The organism is Stenotrophomonas sp. 3(2025), assembly GCF_052665395.1.
Window position 1 is genome coordinate 118,524 of the sequence record NZ_JBQOIF010000001.1, and the last position, 22,610, is coordinate 141,133.

Sequence of the window (22,610 nt, forward strand, 5' to 3'; positions counted from 1 at the left end):
CCTGCCGGGATGGGAGCCGCAGTGTAGCCTGCTCCCGTCGGGAACCGGCACCACGCAGCCGTGACGCGCCGCTGCCTAGACTTGCGCCCCTTCGCCCGCGCTGATCCCGCCACGCTGGCGCCGCACCCATCCTCCCGCTCGAGATCAACGTGACGTCCCTGCCCTCATTTGCCACCCGCGATAGCCGGGCCACCGACAGCGTCAACATGGCGCTGGCCGCCGGGGCCATCGTCGGCACCTGGTTCTGGGACGTCCAGGCCGACCAGCTCACGGTCGATGAGGCCTTGGCCCGCGCCTTCGGCCTGGACCCGGCCATGGCACAGCGGAAGCTGCACCTGCAGGACGTGCTGGGCGCCGTGCATCCCGAAGACCTGCCTGCGCTGTCGGCGGCGATTGAGCAGACCGTGCAGACGGGCGGGCGCTTTGCCCACCAGTACCGCGCGCGCGCCACCGATGGCAGCTACCACTGGCTGGAGAGCATCGGCAGGGTCGATCTGGATGGCCAGGGCCGTGCGCTGGGTTTCCCGGGTGTGCTGATCGACATCGATGAACGCCTGCGCGTCGAGGCCGAGCGCGACCAGGCACAGGCGCTGCTGCGCTCGTTCGTGGAGGCGGCACCGGGCGTGATGTATGCCAAGGACCGGCAAGGCCGGCTGCTGATCGGCAACCACGGCACCACCGAGCTGATTGGCCTGCCGCCGGGGGAATATATCGGGCGCACCGATGCCGAGCTGTTGGGCGACCCCGCGCAGGCGGCGTCGGTGATGGCGACCGACGAGCGCATCATGTCCAGCGGCAACAGCGAGCAGCTGGAGGAGGAAGTGAGCTTCCCCGATGGTCGCCGGGCCTGGTGGCTGTCGACCAAATCGCCGCTGCGCGACGCCGATGGCGCCGTGATCGGCCTGGTCGGTACGTCGCTGGACATCACCGACCGCAAGGCCGCCGAAGCCGAGCGTCGCGATATCGAAGAGCGCTACCGGCTGGCCGCACAGGCCACCAACGATGCCATCTGGGATTGGCGCATCGCCGATGGCCAGGTGATCTGGAACGAAGCGCTGGCCAGCCTGTTCGGCCACACGGAGAAGAACACGACCGCGCAATGGTGGCTGCAGCACATCCACCCCGATGACCGCGCGCGCATCGATCACGGCATCCACGCTGTGATCGACGGGAACGGCAGCGGCTGGACGGACGAGTACCGTTTCCAGCGCGCGGATGGCAGTTATGCGTCGGTGCTGGATCGCGGAACGGTCCTGCGCGACGCCGATGGCACCCCGCTGCGGATGATCGGGGCCATGCTGGATCTCTCCGGGCGGAAGGCCGCCGAAGCGGCGCTGGCCGAGAGCGAAGAGCGCCTGCGGCTGGCCACCGAAGCAGGCGAGCAAGGGTTCTGGGACGTGGACATGGTGCAGGACGTGCTGATCTGGCCGGCGCGCACCAAGGCGATGTTCGGCATCTCCGCCGGTGCGCCGGTGACCATGGACGACTTCCGTGCCGGACTGCACCCGGACGACCGCGCGGCAACCCTGGCCGCGTTCGCCGCCGCCTGCGATCCGGAGCGGCGCGAGACCTATGACGTGGAGTACCGCACCGTCGGCAAGGAGGATGGCATCGTCCGCTGGGTCGCCGCCAAGGGCCGCGGCATCTTCGAGTTCGGCAGGTGCGTGCGCGTGCTGGGCGTGGCCATCGACATCACCGCGCGGAAGGCGGCCGATGCGCGCCTGCAGGAGCTGAACGGGCAGCTGGAGGCACGTGTGCGGGCCGAAGTCGCCGAGCGCCTGCGGGTGGAAGAGGCGCTTCGCCAGAGCCGCAAGATGGAGGCGGTCGGCCAGCTGACCGGTGGTATCGCCCACGACTTCAACAACATGCTGGCGACGGTGATCGGGCCGCTCGACCTGCTGGCGCTGCGCCTGGGCGACAGCGACGCGCGCGCCAGCCGGTATATTGAAATGGCCCTTGATGGCGCGCAGCGCGCCGCTCAGCTGACCCAGCGCCTGCTTGCGTTCTCGCGCCAGCAACCGCTGCAGCCGGTGGCGATGGATGCCAACCGCCTGGTGGCCGGCATGACCGACCTGCTGGTGCATTCCCTTGGCAGCAGCATCATCCTTGAAACCGCACTCGGCGCGGGCCTGTGGTGGACCCATGCCGACGCCAACCAGCTGGAGAACGTGGTCCTGAACCTGGCGGTCAACGCGCGCGATGCGATGCCCTCCGGCGGCCGATTGACGATCGAGACCCGCAACCAGCGCGTCGACCTCGACACCGCATCTACGCATGCGGGTGTACCTGCAGGCGACTACGTCGTGATCGCGGTCACCGACGACGGCAACGGGATGACGCCGGAGGTGATGGCGCGCGCGTTCGATCCGTTCTTCACCACCAAGCAGGTCGGCCAGGGCACCGGGCTCGGGCTGTCGCAGGTGTATGGCTTCGTCCAGCAATCGGCCGGGCATGTGAAACTCGATTCCGCGCCCGGCAAAGGCACGCGGGTACAGGTCTACCTGCCGCGGCTGCTGGCCGACGTCGACATGCCCGCTGCCGCATCGGATGACGGTGCGCTGCCCCTGCACGGTGGGCGCGAGCACATTCTTGTCGTGGACGATGATGCGGCCGTCCGCGCGTTCTCGGTCGACGCCCTCACTGAACTCGGCTATCGGGTACTGGCCGCAGATGGCGCCGCCAGCGCCTTGGCGCTGCTGCAGGCCCATCCAGAGGTCGCGCTGTTGTTTACCGACGTGGTGATGCCCGAGGTCAATGGACGGCAGCTGGCCGAGCAGGCACGCGCGCGCCATCCGCAGCTGAAGGTGCTGTTCGCCACCGGCAACAGCCGCAACGCACTGGTGGACAACAACGTACTGGATGCGCAGGTTCACCTGATCGGCAAGCCGTTCACCATCGGCGAACTGGCCTCGCGGGTAAGGATCGCGCTGGCCGGCGATCGCTGAAGGCCACCACGCAGGTTGCGCCGCAGCCGGCAGCGGATGAATGCGCGACCGGGTCATGCTTCACCGCGTGCCTACCGCGGCACCGCCATGCTGTCCCGGCAGTGAAACCGCCAGCCAGCCTGCCTGCCGCAGCCAGCGAGGAGCCACGATGAGCCCACCGTCACACCTTCCCCTTTCGCGCCGGGAGCTGCTGAAGTTGAGCGCGGGATCGGCCACCACCATGGCCCTGCCTGCCGTGGTCGCTGCGGCGGAGCCGGACCGGACCGGTGCACGGGCACCGGAACTGATGCAGGTGGACTTCGAGGTCAACGGAACAGCGCGATCGCTGCGGCTGGACACCCGCGTCACCCTGCTCGATGCCCTGCGTGAGCACCTGCACCTGACCGGCAGCAAGAAGGGCTGCGACCACGGCCAGTGCGGTGCCTGCACCGTGCTGGTGGACGGCAGGCGCATCAATGCCTGCCTGACCCTGGCGGTGATGCACCAGGGCGCGAAGATCACCACCATCGAAGGCCTCGGCACGCCAGACCGACTGCACCCGATGCAGGCAGCCTTCGTCAAGCATGACGGTTTCCAGTGCGGCTACTGCACCCCGGGGCAGATCTGCTCGGCCGTCGCCGTGCTGCAGGAAATCAAAGCCGGCATACCGAGCCACGTCAGCGCCGGGTTGGACGCGCCCAGCGCCCTCACTGCCGAAGAACTGCGCGAACGCATGAGCGGCAACATCTGCCGGTGCGGTGCCTATTCCAACATCATCGAGGCCATCCAGGACGTCGGGGAGGCCAGCGCATGAGAGCTTTCAGCTACGAGCGCGCCCACTCTCCCGCCGAGGCGGCAGCGGCAGCGGCGCGTACCCAGGGCGCTCGGTTCATTGCCGGCGGCACCAACCTGCTGGACCTGATGAAACTGGAGATCGAGACGCCCGCCCACCTGATCGACGTCAACGGGCTGGACCTGGACACCATCGAGCCAACCCGCGAGGGGGGTCTGCGCGTCGGGGCGCTGGTACGCAATACCGATCTGGCGGCCGACCGGCGCATCCGGCGCGACTATGCGGTGCTGACCCGCGCACTGGTGTCCGGCGCATCGGGTCAACTGCGCAACAAGGCCACCACCGCCGGCAACCTGCTGCAACGCACCCGCTGCCCCTATTTCTACGACACCGCACAGCCCTGCAACAAGCGGCTGCCCGGCAGTGGCTGCGGCGCGCGCGAAGGTTTCAGCCGGCAATTGGCCGTGATCGGTGCCAGCGAGCACTGCATCGCCACCCATCCCAGCGACATGGCGGTGGCGATGATGGCGCTGGATGCATCGGTGGAGACCGTCCGCGCCGACGGATCGCGCCGGAACATCGTGCTGGACGCCCTGTATCGCGCTCCTGGCCGTACGCCGCATATCGACACCGTGCTGGACAAGGGCGAGCTGATCGCCGCTGTCATCCTGCCGCCGCCCCCGGGTGGCGTGCACGTGTACCGGAAGGTGCGCGACCGCGCATCGTATGCGTTCGCCCTGGTGTCGGTGGCGGCGATCCTGCGGCCCGACGGCAGCGGCCGCATCGCCCTTGGCGGTGTCGCGCACAAGCCGTGGCACAGCGCTGCGGCCGATGCGGCCCTGCCACAGGGCGCCGCCGCCGTGATGTCGGTGCTGCTGCAGGGTGCTGTGCCCACCGCGCAGAACGCCTTCAAACTGGCGCTGGCCGAACGCACATTGGCTTCCATCCTGCAGGACGTGAGGGCCGAGGCATGAAATTCGACACCCCCGCAGGCCGCAATCCGATCGATGCGCAGACCGTCGTCGGCAAGCCGCACGATCGCATCGACGGCCCGTTGAAGGTCACCGGCAAGGCCACCTACGCACACGAATGGCATGACGCCACGCCTTCCGCCCCCGCCTATGGCGTGGTGGTCGGCGCGGGGATTGCCACCGGCACCGTGACCCGCATGGCGCTGGAGGCGGCGCGGCGCTCGCCCGGCGTTCTGGCCATCGTCACCGCCGACACCGCCGGGCCGCTGCATCCGGTCAAGCGCAACGCCGCGCCGCTGCTGGGTGGTCCGAAGGTGCACCACTATCACCAGGCGCTGGCGGTGGTGGTGGCCGAAACGTTCGAACAGGCCCGCGCTGCGGCCGGACAGATCCGCATCCGCTATGCCCCGCAGCGCGGCCACTTCGATCTGGCCGACGCCAAGCAGGCAGGCGCTTCCCTGCAGACACCGGAGCCCGATGCGCGCGTCGGCGATTTCGAGAAGGCCTTCAGCCAGGCGGCGGTTACGCTCGACGCGACCTACCACACCCCGGACCAGTCGCACGCAATGATGGAGCCGCACGCGACGATGGCCGCCTGGGAAGGCGACCAGCTGACGGTGTGGACCTCCAACCAGATGATCGACTGGGGCCGCACCGATCTGGCCCGCACCCTGGGCATTGCCAAGGACAAGGTACGGCTGGTGTCGCCCTACATCGGCGGCGGCTTTGGCGGAAAGCTGTTCCTGCGCTCCGATGCGCTGCTGGCCGCGCTCGCCGCACGCGCTGCCAAGCGGCCGGTGAAAGTGGCCCTGCAGCGGCCGCTGATCGCCAACAACACCACGCACCGCCCGGCCACGCTGCAGCGCATCCGGCTGGGCGCAACACCGGAAGGAAGCCTGACCGCCATCGGTCACCAATCATGGTCGGGCAACCTGCCAGGGGGCTCGCCGGAGGAAGCGGTGCAGCAGACCCGCTTGCTGTATGCGGGGCCCAACCGCTTGGCCGCGTTGCGCCTTGCCACCCTCGACCTGCCCGAAGGCAATGCCATGCGCGCGCCGGGCGAAACGCCGGGACTGATGGCGCTGGAAATCGCCATGGACGAAATGGCCATCAAGCTCGGCCTGGATCCGATCGAATTCCGTATCCGCAACGACACCCAGGTCGACCCGTCCAATCCCGAGCGCCCCTTTTCACAGCGGCAGCTGGTGCAGTGCCTGCGCACGGGCGCCGAACGGTTCGGCTGGCAGCGGCGCAGCGCCACCCCGCGGGCAGTGCGCGATGGACGCTGGCTCGTCGGCATGGGCGTGGCGGCAGGCTTCCGCAACAACCTGGTGATGAAATCCGGCGCACGCGTCCGCCTGGCCGCTGATGGCCAGGTCACCGTGGAAACCGATATGACCGACATCGGCACCGGCAGCTACACCATCATCGGCCAGACCGCCGCGGAAATGCTCGGGGTTCCGTTGCAGCAGGTCACAGTCAAGCTGGGCGATTCCCGTTATCCCGTGGCTGCCGGCTCCGGTGGCCAGTGGGGTGCCAACAGCTCCACCGCGGGCGTCTACGCCGCATGCATGGCACTGCGTACGAAGGTGGCACAGGCGCTGGGAATGGATCCGGCGGCAGCGCAGTTCGACGCCGGCAAGGTGACCGCCGGAGGCCACAGCCGCGCCCTTGCCGATGCCGCTCAGGCAGGCGAGCTGGTGGCCGAAGACAGCATCGAGTTCGACACGCTGCAGGAGAAGTACCAGCAGTCCACCTTCGCCGCGCATTTCGTCGAGGTGGGCGTGGATGTGGCCTCGGGCGAAAGCCGGATCCGCCGCATGCTGGCCGTGTGCGCAGCCGGCCGCATCCTCAACCCGAAGACCGCGCGCAGCCAGGTGATCGGCGCGATGACGATGGGCATCGGCGCAGCGCTGTCGGAGGAACTGGTGGTGGATCGGCGGCTGGGGTTCTTCGTCAATCATGACCTGGCCGGCTACGAAGTACCCGTACATGCCGACGTGCCGCACCAGGAGGTGGTGTTCCTCGATGAAAGCGATGCGGTGTCGTCGCCGATGAAGGCCAAGGGCGTTGGCGAGCTGGGCCTGTGCGGCGTAAGCGCGGCAGTGGCCAACGCGGTGTACAACGCCACCGGAATCCGCGTGCGCGACTATCCACTGACCCTGGACAAGCTGCTCGCCGGCCTGCCGGACATCGCATGACCAGTGCGCTCCACCCTGCCCCGTTGGATCTGGATGGCGGCAACCCGCGCCCGGTGCTGCAGGCTGCCGCCGACGCGGCGCGTACCGGCCGTGCGGCTGCATTGGCAGTGGTGCTGCAGACGGAAGGGTCCAGCTACAGCCGCGCGGGCACCTGTGCGCTGTTCGAACCGGGTCGACAGGTGGGCTGGCTGAGCGGCGGCTGCCTGGAACCGGAGCTGGCGCGGCAGGCCGCCAACGCGGTGGATACCGGGCGCATTGCATGGATGGAGATCGACAGCCGAGACGACGCTGCGCTGTTCTCCGGCAACGCCACCGGATGCCGGGGTCGCCAGTGGCTGGCACTGCTTCCGTTGCCGCAGCTCGGCGGCATCGAACAGCTTCTCGATGCGTGGCTGCAAGGGCCGCACACGCTGCACCTGACACTGCAGGCCGACGGACGGCTGGACGCCCGCTGCGCCGGCTTCACCTTCACCCGCACGGTGCCACCTGCCGCCCCGCAGTCCTTGGACGGCAGCCACCGCTGGCGGCTGCAGTGGCACCGGTCGCCTGTCGTGCACGTGCACGGAGCAGGCCCGGAGGCCACGCTTCTGCTACCCCTGCTGGACCAGCTGGGCTGGTGCGCGCATGTTGAAGAACCGCGACCCCGTTGGCGCGAGCACCTGCCCCTTGCCGCTGGTTCGTATTGTTCTTCCGCTGCCGCCGGCGTGGCCGATGCCGCACTCGTGATGCATCACAGTTTCGAGCTCGACCGTGACGCGCTCGAACGGCTGGCAGGCTCGCGCGTACCCTTCATCGGGCTGTTGGGGCCACGCCGTCGCAAGGACGACCTTTTCAGCGTACTGGATGTCCACACGCGCCGCGCGCTGGAACCGCGCCTGCGCTCACCGATCGGCCTGCCACTGGGCGGACGTGGTCCCGAAGCGATTGCCTTGAGCATCGCCGCACAGCTGCAGGCATGGCGGCACGGAACGCCCCTGGCCACGCCATGAGCGGACATGCGGCCGTGGTGCTCGCGGCCGGGTGCAGCCAGCGCCTGGGACAGCCCAAGCAACTGCTGCGCGCGGGCGGAGAGACGCTGTTGCGACGCAGCGTGCGGTTGGCACTGGAAACATCGCCGGACACGCTGGTGGTGGTGCTGCCCCAGCACCCACGCTTCGAAGAAGAACTGCACGGCCTGCCGGCGCAGCGGCTGCGCAATTCCAACCCCGGGCTCGGCATCGGCGGCAGCCTGTCGCTGGCCGCTACCCACGTGCACAGCGCCGCCAAGGTGCTGGTGATGATCTGCGATCAACCGACGCTGCGCGTGGAGCACCTGCGCGCGCTGCTGGGCGCGGCAGCCGCTGCACCATCCGGCTGCGCGGCCACGGTACTGGGCGACACCATCGGCGTGCCGGCGGTGGTGCCGGGCAGCTGGTTTGCCGGCACAGGACTGCAACCTGCAGACGGGGGATTTGGCCGGCGGATGCGGCAGACCGAAGGCATTGCGCGCTGCTCCGGCGCCGGGCTGGAATGCGATATCGATACCCCCGAGGACCTGCGCCGCGCGCGCGCGCTCGGCTGGCTGGATCCTGCGTCCGCCTGAGGGCGCCGGCGACAGTTGAACTGGCCCGACCGCGCTGCGCGGACGCTTGGCATACACGCTGCGCGGACGCTCCGCCGCGCAGGATGGAGCGCCCGCTACCTGCCAGCCCCCGCACATGGCCGCACCCTCAGGCTCCCGCCTTGTCATCTACGCCGCGCTGGCCGGCAATCTCGCCATCGCCGTTGCCAAGTTCATCGCCGCCGGCCTGTCCGGCAGCTCGGCGATGCTCAGCGAAGGCGTGCATTCGCTGGTCGATACCCTCAACGAGGTGTTGCTGCTGTACGGTCTGCGCCGTGCCGAAAAGGCTCCCGACACCGTGCACCCGTTCGGCTACGGCCGCGAGCTGTACTTCTGGAGCTTCATCGTCGCCCTGCTGGTCTTTGCCGCCGGCGCCGGGGTGTCGGCCTATGAGGGCATCCAGCACATCCGCCAGCCGGAACCGGCCACCAACCACGCAATCAGCTACACCGTGCTGGGTATTTCCATCCTGTTCGAAGGCGCCTCCTGGTGGGTTGCACTGCGCGAGTTCCGGCGCAGCAAGGGCACGCTGGGCTATTTCGAGGCGTTCCGCCGCAGCAAGGACCCCTCCACCTTCACCGTACTGCTGGAGGACAGTGCCGCCCTGCTCGGCCTCGGCTTTGCCCTGGTCGGGCTGCTGGCCGCGCAGCTGCTGGAGATGCCGGTACTGGATGGGGTCGCCTCGTTGTGCATTGCCGGCGTGCTGGCGCTGACCGCGTTCCTGCTGGCGCGGGAAACCAAGGGCCTGCTGGTGGGCGAGCCTGCGCACCCGGCCGTTGCCCAACGCATCATGGCGGTGGCCGTGACCGATCCGGACCTGCGCCGTGCCAATGGCGTGACCACCATGCAGATGGGCCCGGAACAGGTGGTGGCCATGCTCAGCGCCGAATTCGAGGACGACCGCACCACCCCGCAGATCGAAGCCTGCATCACCCGCATCGAGAGTGCGGTGAAGCAGGAGTTCCCGGAACTGGTGGCGCTTTTCGTGAAACCGCAGACGCCGGAAGTCTTCGCCAGACGGCGCGCGGCGCTGGCTGACCCGGAGTGAATCGATGGCGGCGGCTTCACCCGCTGCACGCCACACTGAAGCAGGCCTGGGAAGCGAGCACTGCCGCAACATGATGGATTGGCTGCCGGATACCTGGATACCGATACCCCGCACCTTCTACCGGCGCCCGTCGACGGTGGTTGCACCGGACCTGCTCAACAAGCTGCTGGTGCGCAGCGACGGCCGTGCAGCGCGTATCGTCGAAGTGGAAGCCTACGCCGGCAGTGAGGATCCGGCTGCCCATTCGTATCGTGGCAGGACCGCACGCAACGCCAGCATGTTTGGCGAGGCCGGGCACCTGTATGTGTATTTCACCTACGGCATGCACTGGGGCAGCAATGTGGTCTGCGGCGAGGTCGGCGAGGGTGTTGCGGTACTGCTGCGCGCGGCAGAGCCGGTTGCCGGACAGGAACGGATGTACCCGCTGCGGCCAGCTGCCCGCCACGATCACGACCTCGCCAGCGGTCCGGGCAAACTGTCGCAGGCGTTCGGCCTGGACCGGCGCGTTGATGGCGCCGATCTGGTCACCGCCAGCCACGGCATCACCCTCGTCGATGACGGCACCCGGCCCCCCGACGATCCGGTGATAGGCCCACGCATCGGCATCACCCGGGCAGTGGATTTTCCTTGGCGCTGGCATGTTCGCGATCATCGTCACGTTTCAGTGCGCCCTGCCCGCGCCTCAACGCGAAGGAGCCCCCGATGACACCTCTCGACAAACCGCTGCGCCGTGAACTGACCATCGCCGGCCAGGCCTATACGCTGATCCTGGACCCGAGCGGACTGAAGCTGGTCGAGAAGGGACGGCGGAAGGGCCTGGAACTGCGCTGGAAAGACCTCGTCTCCGGTGACGCCGCGTTGGCCAGCGCCCTGCAGGCGTCCCTGCAACAGCCATGAGCAGGCGCCTCACGACGGCATCACCGCCGTACGCAGCGCGCTAACAGACCGGGTACTAGCGTGGACAGCCATGGATGAGGCCACCCGACTTCGCGAAATCGAACGGCTGGGCGTGCTCGATACGCCGCCCGAGCCGGTGTTCGATGCCATCGTCGCCGCCGCGCGCGCCGCCACCGGCATGCCCATCGGCCTGGTCTCCATCGTTGCCGAGCAACGGCAATGGTTCAAATCCAGCATCGGCCTGGGCGATGTCAGCGAAACGCCGCGCTCCATCTCGTTCTGTACCTACGCCATCGAACAGGACGCGCTGCTGGAGATTCCCGATGCACGACAGGATCCGCGCTTCGCCCACAACCCGTTGGTCACTGCCGGGCCCAGGGTGCGCCACTATGCCGGCATCCCTCTGGCCACTGCCCATGGCGCGCGCATCGGCACGCTGTGTCTGCTCGACACCCTGCCTGGCGTGCTATCACCGTCGCAACGTGAGCTGATGGTCCATCTTGGCCGCGTCACCACCCAGGTGCTGGAGCAGCGCAGTGCGCTGTTACGGCAGATCGAGCAGGCACAGGCGCTGCATCGCGATCTCAAGCGCAGCGAGGACTTCCTCGAACGCACCAACACTGCCGCCAAGGTTGGCGGCTGGGAGCTGGAGCTGGCCACCCGCGAAGTGCGCTGGACGCGCGAGACCAAGCAGATCCACGGCGTGCGTTCCAGCTACCAGCCAACATTCGAATCGGCCCTGTCGTTCTATCGTCCGGACAGCCGCAGCATCATCCAGACGGCGGTGCAGCGCTGCACCGAACAGGGCACGCCGTGGGAAGTGCAGCTGCCGATGACCACCGCCGATGGTCGCAGCATCTGGACGCGCGTGCTTGGTACCCGGCAGCAGGTGGAGGGCCAGCCACGGCTGGTCGGCGCAATCCAGGACATCACCGAAGAACGCGCGGTGGTGGACGCGCTGGAAGCCAGCGAGGTGCGTTATCGCCGTCTCTTCCACTACAGCCTGGGCCTGATCTGCACGCACACGCTGGACGGCAACGTGACATCGGTGAATCCGGCAGCCGTGCAGTCGCTGGGCTACCCGGAAAGCGAGATGGTTGGCCGCAGCCTGTGCGACCTGATGCCACCGGAAAAGCGCGAGGCGTTCAAGGCCTACCTGCGGCGCATCGAAGCCAACCATACCGACGCAGGCGTGATCGAACTGCTCGCCGCCGATGGCAGCCGCCGCTACTGGGCCTACAACAACGTGCTCGACACCGAGAGCCATCCTCCGTTCGTGCTCGGCCACGCCCAGGACGTGACCGCGCTGCGCCTGCAGGAAGAGCGCCTGCGCGAACTGTCGCTGAAGGATCCGCTGACCCGGTGCCACAACCGCCGGTACCTGCATCGGCTCGACGACGTCGCCTCACGATCGTGGGCCTGCCTGGTGTTCGACCTGGATCACTTCAAGCAGGTCAACGACACCCTGGGGCACCGTCGCGGCGACACGGTGCTGGTCGAGTTCGCTGACTTCCTGCGCGCGCCGCTGCAGGCCGACGAGGCGGCAGTGCGGTTGGGCGGCGACGAGTTCCTGGTGGCGCTGATCGAACCGGCAGCCGGACGGCTGGCTGCGCTGGAAGCCTGGTATGCGGGCAACGCCGCGCGTGCTCCCACTGCGTTCTCGATGGGCGCGGCCGTCAACGTCCCCGGCGAACCCGTAGCCGACACCATCCACAAGGCCGACAGCCGGCTCTATCGCACCCGGGCCCGGGTACGTCGCGAGATGCGTCCGCAGGGCAGCGCCGACTAGCGGGTAAGGGTGACCCACGCAGGCGCATGATCGCTGGCCTTTTCCTGCAGCCGCACCCAACGATCGACACCCGCATCCTGAAGCCCTTTGGCCAGTACCGGGTTCAGCAGCAGATGATCGATGCGCAGGCCGCGATCGCGCTCGGCGTGCTGGCGGAAATAGTCCCAGAAGGTGTAGATGCGCTGCTCACCATGCACCGTGCGCAGGGCGTCGGTCCACCCCTGCGCCAGCAGCCGCTGGAAGGCATCGCGGACCTCCGGCTGCATGAGCGCATCGCGCCGCCACGAGGCCGGGTCGTACACATCCTCGTCGTCTGGAATGACATTGAAATCCCCCAGCAGCAGTGCCGGGTGCGGAAGATCGGCCAGGGTGCGCGCATGGCGGATCAGCCGCTGCATCCATCGCAGCTTGTAGTCGAACTTCGGCCCCGGCTGCGGATTGCCGTTGGGCAGGTACAGCGCCGCTACCACAACGCCATGCACGGCAGCTTCCAGGTACCGGCTCTGCGTATCGGCCGGTTCGCCGGGCAGGCGGCGCCGGCTTTCGATCGGCATGGCATCGCGGGCCAGTATCGCCACCCCGTTCCAGCGCGCCTCACCCAGCCACAGTGCGCCATACCCTGCCCGCTCCAGCGCGTCGACCGGAAAGGCGGCATCGACCGTCTTCAGCTCCTGCAGTGCCACCACGTCGGGCGCTTCACGCTGCAACCAGGACAGCAGATGCGGCAAGCGCGTGCCGATGCCATTGACGTTGAACGTGGCAATGCGCAGTGTCTTGCGGCGAGCCATTGCGGAAGTACCCGGGCGGCGGGCCCGCAGTATTGGCGAGGCGGCATGCAGGCAGCGTGGAGGACGCCACACGCAGGTTCACGGCGTTGCCGGGCCCGTCCCTGGCAGGAAGTTCGCCATCCGCTCCAGCTCGTCCTCCAGCGCATTGCTGAATGCCACGTCCCTTGGTGCGCTGCCGTCGACATAACCGAAGCTGGGCTGCAGCTGCCCATCTTTCGCCGCGACATTGGCCCAGCCGATCACCTGGTCGCGCCACAACAGCGGCAGCGCGTAGTAGCCGAAGCGACGCTTGGCCGCCGGGGTGTAGGCCTCGAACCGGTACACCCAGCCCCAGAGCAGTTCGAACCGTCGCCGATCCCAGGCCACCGGATCGAACGGCGCGAGCAGCCGCACCTGTCCATCGGTCTGGTAGCGCCGCGAACGGGGGTTCTCGTCGGTCGGCCAGTACCAGGTGGTTCCATCGATGCTGCAGCCCGCCAGCTGCTCGCGCGCCAACCGCAGTGCCTGCTGGATCTCCTCCGCCAGATGGGGTGCGCCGTAGCCCAGCAGCCGCGCCAGATAGGTGAGGCTTGCCGAAGGCAGCGGCGCATACTTTCGCACCACCAGGTCGAGCAGTGCCGTGGCGCGCTGCAGGCGTGCAGCCTTGCCGCCATCGGCCGGGGCATGTGCCGCAACAGCATAGATGCGGGTACCGCTGTCACGCCGATGGATGCGCAGCATGCCGCGATAGTGCATGCCATCCAGCAGGTGGGTACTGGCATTGCTGGTGCCGCCCCAGTAGTTGGTCACCCGGCCATGCGCGAACGCCTGGTCGACTTCGCGCGGATGCACCGCACCCCGCTCCTGAACGAATGCCAGCACGTCGGCGGCCTTGCGCCGCGTGCTCGCGTCCCATGGCCTGCGGGACACCCGGGGATGCATCAGGGACAGGTGTTCGCGCGGCAGGAAGCCGTAGTTGACCAGGAAGTCTTCCTCGATCGGCAGGCGGCTGTAGCGGCGCTCCAGATCTCCGGCCCGGTAGCCCTTCACCCGGTGCCGCAGGGTCAGGTCCTGGGCGCGTGCGGGCGCGCGGATGGGGTCGGCCTGCACGAAGCCCAGGCGACGGATCGCTGTCAGCAACGTGGTGGGCGTGAACAGCGTGCGGGCTACGGCGTAGCGGCGCAGATCATCGAGGGTCGGCGAGGTCGGCATGGGCCGATTGTAGGACTGCCGGCCGCCCCGCTGCAGGACGTCATCCGCGCAAGGCGCGCCTGGCCTTACTCGGCCACGATGCGGGCATCGTCACCGGTGCCGTCCACGATGACCCGGCTGCCGACCTGCAGGCCTGCGACCTGTTCACGCAACTGCGTGGTTGACAGCACACGGCCCTCGTCCAGGCGCACCTTCACCATGTAGCGGGTGGTGGGGCCTTCGCCGGCGATCTTCTCGCCGATGGAGCCACCGATCTTGTCGCCACTGTTGGCGGCGACATTGGTGACCACATAGCCTGCTTCGGTCTGCCCGGCGCTGCTGAGGCCGACACCCGCCAGAACACCGCCGATCTTGCCCAGCCGCTCGCCGATGCTGCGGCCGCGCTTGGTGCGTTCGGAGGTATCCTCGCCTCGATTCTCGATCGGCTGCATGTCTTCGACCACCCCATGCCGAGGCTTGGCCCAGGCCGTCGGCATCAACAGTGATGCGCCGATCGCCAGGGCCAGCAGTCCGGCAACACGGAAGGGGGTGTGCTGTCTCATGTCAGTGTCCTTGGTTGCGGGAAGCGGTCGGGGTTGACCTGCCTGGGCGACGCGCGTCCGGGCCGACGATATCGGTATCGCAATGGGGCCCGCGGTGCTGCCAGCGCCGTACCACGCCATCACGGTCGGCGATGTAGGTGATGTCGCAGCGGTGTTGCTCGGCATGGTGCACGTCCTCGACGATGATCGGTGCGAACACCGGACGCTCGCCGCTGGTACCGGTCGGTTCCATGTACAGGAACTCGCCACCGCCCACCTTCACCTGCTCGGTGTAGGCCGGTACGACCGTGCGCCAGGTGTAGCGTGTTTCCAGCGTTGCATCGTCTTCCTCGATCTGCACCCGGCCGCCATCCACGCGCAGCTGCATCAACAGCTGCGATGCCTCGCGCCCGATCCATCCATCGGCGCTCGCTCTGGCGGCGGCGCCCAGCGTCTGCGCGCCTGCAGCACCGGCCGCAGCCAGCAGGGCGCAGGCGAGAGCGCCCGGCAGGAATCCTTTCATGTGCACTCGAACAGCTCCCGGCTGGGGATGTATCGCGCGCGCCTGCCCTCCCCAGCAGAACACGCCATCCAATAGTGTCGCTATCGCCTCAGTCTAGGCCTCGAACACCCAGGCAACCATCGGAAACGTCCACGAAACTGCGTAGGGAAATTCCTAGAAGCGGCGTCTCGGGATCCGCGACCGGCCGCACCGCCAGCGCTCGCTCCACACCGGATCCGCTGGCCCGCCGCTTACAATCTCCCCAGCAGGCCACAGCCAAGGGAATCGCGTGCCACCGTTCAATCTGTTCCAGCGCCTGTCGCAGGCGCCGACCAACCCGCGCACCGACACTGCTCCGCGCACGTTCGATGTGGCCGAGCTGTACGAAGGGCCGGTGCGCCTGCAGGACGATGCCGCCGCAGCGCCCCTGCGGCTGGACGAGAAACTGCGCCAGGCCTACTTCTGGATCGTCAACAACGCGATCATCAGCCCGCATTACGACATCGAGTACCACGACGGCCCCTCCGCCTCGTTCGCGGTGGGTGACACACGGCGGCCGCTGACCCTGCCTTCGGCGCAGAGCTATTCCAGCTACGTGCTGCTGCCGCTGCTGACCTTCGCCACCCGCCGCAAATGCCTGTTCGTGGGTGGGCCGGGGCGCGGCAAGACCGCCAGCGCGATCCTGATGGGCGTGCTGGCCGGCTATCCGGTCCGCGAGGTGCGCCGGGCGATGCAGCACGGGCACCCGCAGATGACCATCGCCGATCTGCTCGGCAACCCCCTGCCCGCCGACCTGGTGGCCGCGCAGGACATGGCGGACATCCGCATTGCCTGGCGGTCGTGGCTGGGCATGCGGGTGAAGATCATCGACGAATACAACCGCATTCCAACCCGCACGCAGAGCGCGCTGCTGACGGTGATGGGCGACAACTACGCCGAGATCCTCAACCACGTCTACGAATGCCCGGACTCGGCGTGGTACCTGACCGCCAACGATGATCGCGGCGGCGGCACCTACCAGGTGATCGAAGCCCTGCGCGATCGCATCGACGTGGTGGTGCAGGCACTGGCATTCAACCCGCGGTTCCTGGAAGAGATGCTGCTGCGCATCGAGCAGGACATCCGCCCGGAAGAGGTCGTGCCGCGTGACATCATCTTCAGCGAGGCCGAGGGCGACCAGCTGCTGCAGGAGATCCGCGCGGTCGACGTACCGCAGGACGTGCGCCGCCGCATCGAATTCTTCAGCAGCCAGTTCGAGCTGATGGAAACCGCCGGTGCCCAGTTCGAGTACCTGACCAAGGACACCGTGCGCCTGGCCGGCACCGAATGGGCGCAGGCAACCGCTGCCGACAGCGGCCGCGATCGCATGAAGGACCTGGGTTGCCAGACCCGCAACGGCCTGTCGGTGCGCAACCTGATGACCCTGCTGATGTTCGCCAAGGCCATGGCGTACTTCCGCGGCAGCCCAGCCGTTGCCCTGGAGGATGTGCGCCAGGTATTGCCCTTCGTGCTGAACGACAAGCTGCAGCCGGACCTTGATGCTCCCTTCTTCGCCCTGCCGGAGAATGCGCCCTATCGCAGCGATCGGCTCAGCTGGCTGCGCTGGCTGCTCGATGCCTCCAATGCCGAATATGACCGGCTGGATCTGGATCGCGACGATCCGGTGGGCGAGCTGTCGGCACAGTTCCAGCGGGGCCTGGATGGGATGACCGAGACGGAAACACGCAAGCGCCTGACCCGCATCGAACGTCTGGTGGAGGAACGGGTGAAGGGACGCAAGCTGTACGGCCATCTGTACGACGACCTGCTGAAGCTGAAGTACCTGCACCAGCGCTACACCAACTACCTGCATTGGCTGCGGGCACGCTGATCGTGGTTTCCGCCGTTCTCGCCGAGTTGCTGGCCGAGCGCCGTTCCGTGCTGAACCAGGCCGTGGCCGATGCCCGCCACCGCTGGCCCGGCCTGGACATGGCCGCCTTCAGCGCGTTCGTCACCCAGACCATCGACCCCCTCTGCCAGGCCATCCAGCGCCACCACCCGTCGGCAACGCAGAGCGCCTGCGAGGCCGCCTTCGAGATCGGTCTGGAGCTGGTGGCGCAGAGCCATGCCGGCCCCAAGGCGCGCCTTCCGTGGGTCGAGCAGGCCTGGCGCTCGCTGGCCCCGGCCCTCGGCCCGTTGCTGGCCCACGCTCCGCGCGAGACCCTCGGCACCATCAGCAATGCGGTGGTGCGGCTGGGCGCCAGTGCGGACATTCGCGTCGCGCAATGGATCGATGCGATGGCCGCGCATGCAGGCGGGTGCACATCCGTGCCGGAACTGCGCGACATCGGAGCGCTCTGTGCCTGGCAGGCGGGGATGGTGCAGCTGCGCCGCCCTGCCCTTGCCCGTATCGATGCCCTGCCCGCGAATACGGTGGCCGCCGTGCTGGGCATCGATGCGGGTGATCTGGCCTCGGTCCGGGTCCAGCTTGAGCAGGACCGCTGGTGGAATCCGCGGCAGGGCAGCGTTGACCTGCGCGGGCATCGTGTCGGCGGCTTCAGCGGCCTGGACGGCGCGTTTCCGGCACCGCCACAGGTTCGTGCAGCAACCGAGGGCTTCGTGGTCGAAAGTGCAGGCCGGTACTTCCTGCTGCTCGCCGATGCCTTCGGTGCTGTCCTGCTGCCTGCCAGCGCCGCCGAGTACGCAGCGGGCAGCAGCAGTGGACCGGCGCCGGATGTGACCGCCCGGTTGGGTGTGCAGTGGATGGCGCCGGCGTTGTCCAAGGACGACCTTTGTGCCGTCTCCGGTGCGTCGGGCATCGCCCTGTTCTCGCCGTGGTCGCACCATGTGCACGTGTTGCCACCCCAATGAGTGCCACAGTCAATGATCCGCTGCAGCCCTGGCGCGAGGCCTGGCCACAGGCACTGGCCACATGGAGCCGTTTCACCCGGCTGCAGGACCCGAAGCTGTGCCATTCGCGCATGCAGGCGGCCGCCGAGGGCCTGACCGGCAGCTTCGCGGCCATCCGCCTCGCCGACCAGCGCATCGTCATCGACCTGGAAGAAGTACAGCGCCTGCAGCTGCAACCCTACGCGCTGGAGATCCTCGCCCACGAGATCGGTCACCACGTGCTGGCGCCTGCCACCGCCAGCGACCATGCACGGCTGCTGGCGCGCATCCGCCGTGCGCTGCCGACGCTGGAAGCGCATGCACCGATGGTCGCCAACCTCTACACCGACCTGCTCATCAACGATCGCCTGCAACGCCAGAGCGGGCTGCGCATGGATGCGATCTATCGACGCCTGGCCGCACAACCGGCGCAGGCCAGCTCGCCGGTCTGGCAGCTGTACATGGGCATCTACGAGGAACTGTGGCAGCAGCCGCGCGGCACGCTGGGCGGCTCGACCGACGACAGCGCATTGCAGGGCGATGCCTGGCTCGGTGCGCGCGTCGTGCGCGTCTACGCCAGCGACTGGATGATCGGCGCTGGCCGCTTCGCCACGCTGCTGCTGCCCTGGCTGCTGGAATCACAGCAGGATGCGCGGGTGGATGCCCTGATGGATACCCGGCACGCTGGCCAGGGAAGCCAACCGGTCGGCCTGGGGCAGCTGGAGGACGACGAGCTGGCGCCGGCGCCGCACCCTGCATCCGACCCACGCATCACCGGCGATGAGCGCGGCGGCGACGCACAGCAGAAGAGCGATCTGCCTGCGGATGCGCTCGCTGCGGACCCCGCGCAGCCGCCAGGACAGATGCGCGAGCCGTTCGAGTACGGGCAGATCCTGCGCGCGGCCGGCCTGGACCTGGATGACCATCAGATCGCCGTGCGTTACTACCGCGAGCGCGCGCTGCCACACCTGATCCGCTATCCGTCGCGGCCGCAGCCGCAGGCCCTGGAGCCGCTGCCGGAGGGGCTGCAGCCCTGGGAAGCCGGCGATGCACTGGACGCAGTGGACTGGCTGCAATCGGTGCTGCAGTCACCCCATGTGATTCCCGGGCTGACGACGGTACAGCGTGTACACGGGCTGGCACCCGGCCGTGAACCCGCTGCCGAACCGGTGGACCTGGATCTGTACGTGGACAGTTCCGGTTCGATGCCCAACCCGCAGGCATGGACCTCGTTCCTGACCCTGGCCGGCGCCATCATCGCGCTGTCGGCGCTGCGCGTGGGTGCACGCGTGCAGGCCACGCTGTGGAGCGGCACCGGGCAGCACCTGCACACCGACGGCTTCGTGCGTTCGGAAGACGACATCCTCAAGGTGCTTACCGGCTACTTCGGTGGCGCCACCGCGTTTCCGATCCACCGGTTGCGTGACACCTACGCCGAGCGTCCACCCCATGCACGGGCGGTGCATATCCTGCACATCTCCGACGACGGCATCACCACGATGTTCGACAAGGATGAGCGCGGCAACAGCGGCTGGGACGTGGCCGCCAGAGCACTGCGTGTGGCCGGCGGTGGCGGCACCATGGCACTGAACCTGTTCAGTCCGCTGCCGTCCCGCATCGCCGATGCCGGCAACGCGGGATGGACCGGCGATCTGCTGCGCGCACGCGACGCGGGATGGAACATCCATGTGGTGCGCGACATGGCCGACCTGCTGCAGTTCGCGCGCGCCTTCAGCCAGCAGCACTACGGCCCTGGCGGCATGCGGGTGCAGCGATGATCGTGCTCTGCCTTGCGCCCGCGCACCTCTGACGATTGCCCTTCCACCCAGGTATTTGCCAAGTCTGGACCCTGACCATGCTCTCCGGCCCCTCCCTTGACGTTCTGCTGCGGCGCCTGCTGGACATGCCGCCCGATTTCCTCGAGCCACCGCGCCGCGCCGGCAGCGGTCGGCTGCACGTCGCGGCGGTGGTGGGCGATGTGTTTGCCGCACGCTCGCTGCACCTGCCCCCTGCACTGCGGGCAACGCTGTCGGGTGATCTGGCCGGCGTGGATGCAAACCAGCTCTCGCTTTCAGCGGTGACCGCATGGCTGATGGCAGATGCGTACTGGAATGCACTGGATATCGCCCCGGAGGCGTGGATGCCCCTGTTCGCCGAAGCGGTGCCGGCGCTGGCGGCCAGTACCAGCGCAGACCGGTTCGTGTTCGATCCAGAGCGCCGCGAAGAACTGGTGCGTACCGTGGTGGCCCGGCTGGGCCTGCTGCCGCAGGGTGAAACAGCGGCCCAGGCGACCGATCGCCTGGCCCGGGTCAGCGGCGTGGAACGGCAGCGCCTGCTCGATGCCAGCCGCGCCGCTGAAGCGCGCGCGCGTGCCATCCGCGAGGCCTTGGCGCGCAAGGCGGCCGAAGAGTCTGCGGACAAGTGGACCCGCGAGTGAGCCGCGAGCCGACCGATGCCGATCGCTATCCCACGCTGAGCGCGGCGGGCCTGGCGATGCTGCAGCAGATGCGCGAGCACCCGGCGGCGCCGATCTTCCGCAATGCCAGCGGCAACCGCCTGCTTGCCGATGAGGTGACGGCGTTGCGCGGCTACGAACGGGAGATCGCCTGCGCGCGCTTCGAGTGGACGCCAGGTCAACCGCCACCGTGGCTGCAGGCGCATGTGACCGAGGTATGTGCGCAGGTGCCGTATTACCGCGCGCAGGCGATGCCAGCCGCCTTCACCGACATTGCACCGGTCCACCGTGGCGACCTCGCAGCGGACATCGCCCGTTTCGTGCCAGACCCGGTACCGCTGGAGCGGATGATCAATTTCCGCACCACCGGCACCACCGGCCATCCACTGGTACTGCCATCGCATCCGGTGGTGGCGGCACGCTATCTGGCCCATCACAAGCGCGCCTTGCAGCGCTTCGGCATCACCCTGGCGCACGGCCGCGGCCAGATGGGGGTGATGTTGCTGGGCATGCAGCAGCGGTGCTTCACCTATGTTTCGGTGACACCGACGATGGACGAATCCGGCCTGGCCAAGATCAACCTGCATCCCGATGACTGGCGCCATCCTGAGGACCGCGCACGCTACATCGACCAGATGCAGCCGGAAGTGATCGCCGGCGATCCGATTTCCTTCGCAGCGCTGCTGGAACTGCCCGTGCGACACCGGCCGCAGGCGCTGCTGTCGGTATCGATGGCGCTGTCTCCGGGCCTGCGCCAGGCCCTGGCCGCGCGCTTTGGCTGCGCGGTGCTCGATCTGTATTCGATGAACGAAGCGGGCCCGCTGGCCGTGTATGACGATGCTGCCGGCGGCCACGTACTGCTGCAGCCGCGCATGTATGTGGAAATTCTCGGCGCCGACGGGGCGCCGTTGCCGCCCGGGGAGATCGGTGAGATCACGCTCAGCGGCGGATTCAACTTCTGCCTGCCGCTGCTGCGCTACCGCACCGGCGACCGCGGCGCGCTGGCCATGGCCGGCGATACGCCGATGATCGTCGGCCTGCAGGGGCGACGTCCGGTACGCTATCTGACCGCCGACCAGCAATGGATCAACAACATCGACCTGACCCATGCGCTGGCTGCGCTGCCGTTGTCACGATACGTGGTGCATCAGCACAGCGATGGCCGCGTTGCATTGTCGTTGCCACCTGCAGAGCTGGGCTACTCCGCCGAGGCGATCCGCTGCCTGCGCGCGGTGTTGCGAGGACAGCCGGTGGCTGTCATTGCGCTGCAGCGCGAAGACAAGGTCCTGCAGTACTCCAGCGACGTCGCCGGGAGCAGTTCGCCGCCGCGATGAGTGCCCTGCGTCAGCGCAGCCAGTGCGCATAGGCGGCCAGCACCGCCAGGTGCACCACGTAGTAGAGGTAGAACGCCCAGCGCCATCGTGGCAGCCGCCACTGCACGCGCGCGGCCGCCAGCGCCAGCGGGATGGCCAGCAATGCCCATCCATTGCCATTGACCCAGCACAGCCCACCGAACCCGAACGTCAGCAGCCAGTAGGCCCGGTGGCGGAACGCGATCCAGCCCAGCATCACCAATGCCACCCCGGCCCATTGATAGTCGACGAAGAACGGCAGCAGGCCTCCTGCCACCAACAGCAACAGCTGCCGGTTGTTGGCCAGCGCATGCACGGCCACAGCGGCCAGGCAGAACGTCAACAGGATGTTCAACGGCAGCCAGTAGCCGAAGGCCAGCATATGGAAGGGTTGCGCGACCAGCCCCCACATCCCGAGCCGGCGGATCGACTTGCGCAGGTCCGCATCCGGTTGCGCGAGGTTGCAGGCCATCACCAGTGCGAACAGCGGGAAGGCGATGCGCCCCAGCTCGCTGACCACCGGTACATAGCCGCCGAAAACCACTTTGGCGACATGATCGCCGGTCATCGACAGCAGCGCGAGCCACTTCAGCAGCTCGCGGGCGCCGCTGCCGAGGGCGCTGCGCGCCGGGGGGTGTCGTGCAGCGACGTCCTGCGCGCTCATGCCATCCATCCTGTGCGTCCTGCAGGGTCGATATCGCCGGGTCTCG

At 68.1% G+C, this 22,610-nt stretch carries 20 protein-coding genes; 15 read left to right on the forward strand and 5 right to left on the reverse strand.

Going from position 1 to position 22,610, the window contains the following annotated elements; translation table 11 throughout:
* Positions 1 to 149 precede the first annotated feature (149 nt).
* The 10 genes from ACUXVE_RS00565 to ACUXVE_RS00610 all read left to right on the forward strand — a co-directional run bounded on the left by ACUXVE_RS00565 (position 150) and on the right by ACUXVE_RS00610 (position 12,223).
* Entirely contained in the window at positions 150 to 2,945 is a 2,796-nt protein-coding gene (locus ACUXVE_RS00565) for a PAS domain-containing protein (RefSeq protein ID WP_261311901.1), read from the forward strand.
* 148 nt (positions 2,946 to 3,093) lie between these two features.
* Entirely contained in the window at positions 3,094 to 3,738 is a 645-nt protein-coding gene (gene paoA / locus ACUXVE_RS00570) for an aldehyde dehydrogenase iron-sulfur subunit PaoA (protein ID WP_222389447.1), read from the forward strand.
* Positions 3,735 to 4,691, forward strand: a complete 957-nt coding sequence (locus tag ACUXVE_RS00575; RefSeq protein WP_222389446.1) for an FAD binding domain-containing protein — start codon at positions 3,735 to 3,737, stop codon at positions 4,689 to 4,691. Before paoA ends, ACUXVE_RS00575 begins: the two co-directional genes overlap by 4 nt.
* Positions 4,688 to 6,889, forward strand: coding sequence for an aldehyde oxidoreductase molybdenum-binding subunit PaoC (gene paoC, locus ACUXVE_RS00580; RefSeq protein ID WP_445513585.1), 2,202 nt, complete (start codon positions 4,688 to 4,690; stop codon positions 6,887 to 6,889). Before ACUXVE_RS00575 ends, paoC begins: the two co-directional genes overlap by 4 nt.
* The gene (locus ACUXVE_RS00585) at positions 6,886 to 7,878 is read left to right on the forward strand and encodes an XdhC family protein (RefSeq protein WP_445513586.1); all 993 of its coding nucleotides are present in this window, start codon (positions 6,886 to 6,888) and stop codon (positions 7,876 to 7,878) included. Before paoC ends, ACUXVE_RS00585 begins: the two co-directional genes overlap by 4 nt.
* A complete protein-coding gene (locus ACUXVE_RS00590) occupies positions 7,875 to 8,471 on the forward strand; it encodes a nucleotidyltransferase family protein (protein WP_445513587.1) in 597 nt (198 codons plus the stop codon). The genes ACUXVE_RS00585 and ACUXVE_RS00590 overlap by 4 nt, the downstream gene beginning before the upstream one ends.
* A gap of 115 nt (positions 8,472 to 8,586) precedes the next feature.
* Positions 8,587 to 9,537 (forward strand): cation diffusion facilitator family transporter, encoded by a 951-nt coding sequence (locus ACUXVE_RS00595; RefSeq protein WP_445513588.1) that lies wholly within the window; start codon positions 8,587 to 8,589, stop codon positions 9,535 to 9,537.
* A gap of 70 nt (positions 9,538 to 9,607) precedes the next feature.
* The gene (locus tag ACUXVE_RS00600) at positions 9,608 to 10,243 is read left to right on the forward strand and encodes a DNA-3-methyladenine glycosylase (protein ID WP_445513678.1); all 636 of its coding nucleotides are present in this window, start codon (positions 9,608 to 9,610) and stop codon (positions 10,241 to 10,243) included.
* Complete coding sequence (locus ACUXVE_RS00605) at positions 10,240 to 10,434, forward strand: hypothetical protein (RefSeq protein WP_222389435.1); 195 nt, start codon at positions 10,240 to 10,242, stop codon at positions 10,432 to 10,434. Before ACUXVE_RS00600 ends, ACUXVE_RS00605 begins: the two co-directional genes overlap by 4 nt.
* 70 nt (positions 10,435 to 10,504) lie before the next feature.
* Positions 10,505 to 12,223: a sensor domain-containing diguanylate cyclase gene (locus ACUXVE_RS00610; RefSeq protein WP_445513589.1), complete on the forward strand. Its 1,719-nt coding sequence runs from the start codon at positions 10,505 to 10,507 to the stop codon at positions 12,221 to 12,223.
* On the opposite strand, the gene xth is transcribed toward ACUXVE_RS00610, so the two are convergent.
* The 4 genes from xth to ACUXVE_RS00630 form a co-directional block, all read right to left on the reverse strand.
* Positions 12,220 to 13,011, reverse strand: a complete 792-nt coding sequence (xth, locus tag ACUXVE_RS00615) for an exodeoxyribonuclease III (protein ID WP_445513590.1) — start codon at positions 13,009 to 13,011, stop codon at positions 12,220 to 12,222. The genes ACUXVE_RS00610 and xth overlap by 4 nt on opposite strands.
* Positions 13,012 to 13,089: 78 nt before the next feature.
* Positions 13,090 to 14,202 carry a DNA glycosylase AlkZ-like family protein gene (locus ACUXVE_RS00620; RefSeq protein WP_222389430.1) on the reverse strand — a complete coding sequence of 371 codons (1,113 nt, stop codon included), beginning with the start codon at positions 14,200 to 14,202 and terminating at the stop codon, positions 13,090 to 13,092.
* 65 nt (positions 14,203 to 14,267) lie between these two features.
* A complete protein-coding gene (locus tag ACUXVE_RS00625) occupies positions 14,268 to 14,744 on the reverse strand; it encodes a hypothetical protein (protein WP_051501603.1) in 477 nt (158 codons plus the stop codon).
* Between the two features lies 1 nt (position 14,745).
* Complete coding sequence (locus ACUXVE_RS00630; RefSeq protein WP_025874446.1) at positions 14,746 to 15,246, reverse strand: hypothetical protein; 501 nt, start codon at positions 15,244 to 15,246, stop codon at positions 14,746 to 14,748.
* Between the two features lie 268 nt (positions 15,247 to 15,514).
* Here ACUXVE_RS00630 and ACUXVE_RS00635 point away from each other — a divergent pair, with 268 nt between their 5' ends.
* The 5 genes from ACUXVE_RS00635 (at position 15,515) to ACUXVE_RS00655 (ending at position 21,882) form a co-directional block, all read left to right on the forward strand.
* A complete protein-coding gene (locus ACUXVE_RS00635; protein WP_445513591.1) occupies positions 15,515 to 17,095 on the forward strand; it encodes a hypothetical protein in 1,581 nt (526 codons plus the stop codon).
* A gap of 2 nt (positions 17,096 to 17,097) precedes the next feature.
* The gene (locus tag ACUXVE_RS00640) at positions 17,098 to 18,075 is read left to right on the forward strand and encodes a hypothetical protein (protein ID WP_445513592.1); all 978 of its coding nucleotides are present in this window, start codon (positions 17,098 to 17,100) and stop codon (positions 18,073 to 18,075) included.
* On the forward strand, positions 18,072 to 19,871 hold the full coding sequence (locus tag ACUXVE_RS00645) for a hypothetical protein (protein WP_445513593.1): 1,800 nt from the start codon (positions 18,072 to 18,074) through the stop codon (positions 19,869 to 19,871). Before ACUXVE_RS00640 ends, ACUXVE_RS00645 begins: the two co-directional genes overlap by 4 nt.
* A 77-nt stretch (positions 19,872 to 19,948) precedes the next feature.
* Positions 19,949 to 20,530 (forward strand): hypothetical protein, encoded by a 582-nt coding sequence (locus ACUXVE_RS00650; RefSeq protein ID WP_032974634.1) that lies wholly within the window; start codon positions 19,949 to 19,951, stop codon positions 20,528 to 20,530.
* Positions 20,527 to 21,882: an AMP-binding protein gene (locus tag ACUXVE_RS00655; protein ID WP_445513594.1), complete on the forward strand. Its 1,356-nt coding sequence runs from the start codon at positions 20,527 to 20,529 to the stop codon at positions 21,880 to 21,882. Before ACUXVE_RS00650 ends, ACUXVE_RS00655 begins: the two co-directional genes overlap by 4 nt.
* Before the next feature lie 10 nt (positions 21,883 to 21,892).
* Here ACUXVE_RS00655 and ACUXVE_RS00660 read toward each other — a convergent pair whose 3' ends face one another.
* Positions 21,893 to 22,564 (reverse strand): TraX family protein, encoded by a 672-nt coding sequence (locus tag ACUXVE_RS00660; RefSeq protein ID WP_445513595.1) that lies wholly within the window; start codon positions 22,562 to 22,564, stop codon positions 21,893 to 21,895.
* Between the last annotated feature and the right edge of the window lie 46 nt (positions 22,565 to 22,610).

Bases quoted from the DNA above. Each gene is read 5' to 3' on its own strand.
- ACUXVE_RS00600 (WP_445513678.1), top strand. From the start codon at position 9,608: ATGATGGATTGGCTGCCGGATACCTGGATACCGATACCCCGCACCTTC.
- ACUXVE_RS00620 (WP_222389430.1), bottom strand. From the start codon at position 14,202: ATGCCGACCTCGCCGACCCTCGATGATCTGCGCCGCTACGCCGTAGCC.
- ACUXVE_RS00590 (WP_445513587.1), top strand. From the start codon at position 7,875: ATGAGCGGACATGCGGCCGTGGTGCTCGCGGCCGGGTGCAGCCAGCGC.
- ACUXVE_RS00630 (WP_025874446.1), bottom strand. From the start codon at position 15,246: ATGAAAGGATTCCTGCCGGGCGCTCTCGCCTGCGCCCTGCTGGCTGCG.
- ACUXVE_RS00595 (WP_445513588.1), top strand. From the start codon at position 8,587: ATGGCCGCACCCTCAGGCTCCCGCCTTGTCATCTACGCCGCGCTGGCC.
- ACUXVE_RS00650 (WP_032974634.1), top strand. From the start codon at position 19,949: ATGCTCTCCGGCCCCTCCCTTGACGTTCTGCTGCGGCGCCTGCTGGAC.
- ACUXVE_RS00660 (WP_445513595.1), bottom strand. From the start codon at position 22,564: ATGAGCGCGCAGGACGTCGCTGCACGACACCCCCCGGCGCGCAGCGCC.
- paoA (WP_222389447.1), top strand. From the start codon at position 3,094: ATGAGCCCACCGTCACACCTTCCCCTTTCGCGCCGGGAGCTGCTGAAG.
- xth (WP_445513590.1), bottom strand. From the start codon at position 13,011: ATGGCTCGCCGCAAGACACTGCGCATTGCCACGTTCAACGTCAATGGC.
- ACUXVE_RS00575 (WP_222389446.1), top strand. From the start codon at position 3,735: ATGAGAGCTTTCAGCTACGAGCGCGCCCACTCTCCCGCCGAGGCGGCA.
- ACUXVE_RS00645 (WP_445513593.1), top strand. From the start codon at position 18,072: ATGAGTGCCACAGTCAATGATCCGCTGCAGCCCTGGCGCGAGGCCTGG.
- ACUXVE_RS00605 (WP_222389435.1), top strand. From the start codon at position 10,240: ATGACACCTCTCGACAAACCGCTGCGCCGTGAACTGACCATCGCCGGC.
- paoC (WP_445513585.1), top strand. From the start codon at position 4,688: ATGAAATTCGACACCCCCGCAGGCCGCAATCCGATCGATGCGCAGACC.
- ACUXVE_RS00625 (WP_051501603.1), bottom strand. From the start codon at position 14,744: ATGAGACAGCACACCCCCTTCCGTGTTGCCGGACTGCTGGCCCTGGCG.
- ACUXVE_RS00585 (WP_445513586.1), top strand. From the start codon at position 6,886: ATGACCAGTGCGCTCCACCCTGCCCCGTTGGATCTGGATGGCGGCAAC.
- ACUXVE_RS00610 (WP_445513589.1), top strand. From the start codon at position 10,505: ATGGATGAGGCCACCCGACTTCGCGAAATCGAACGGCTGGGCGTGCTC.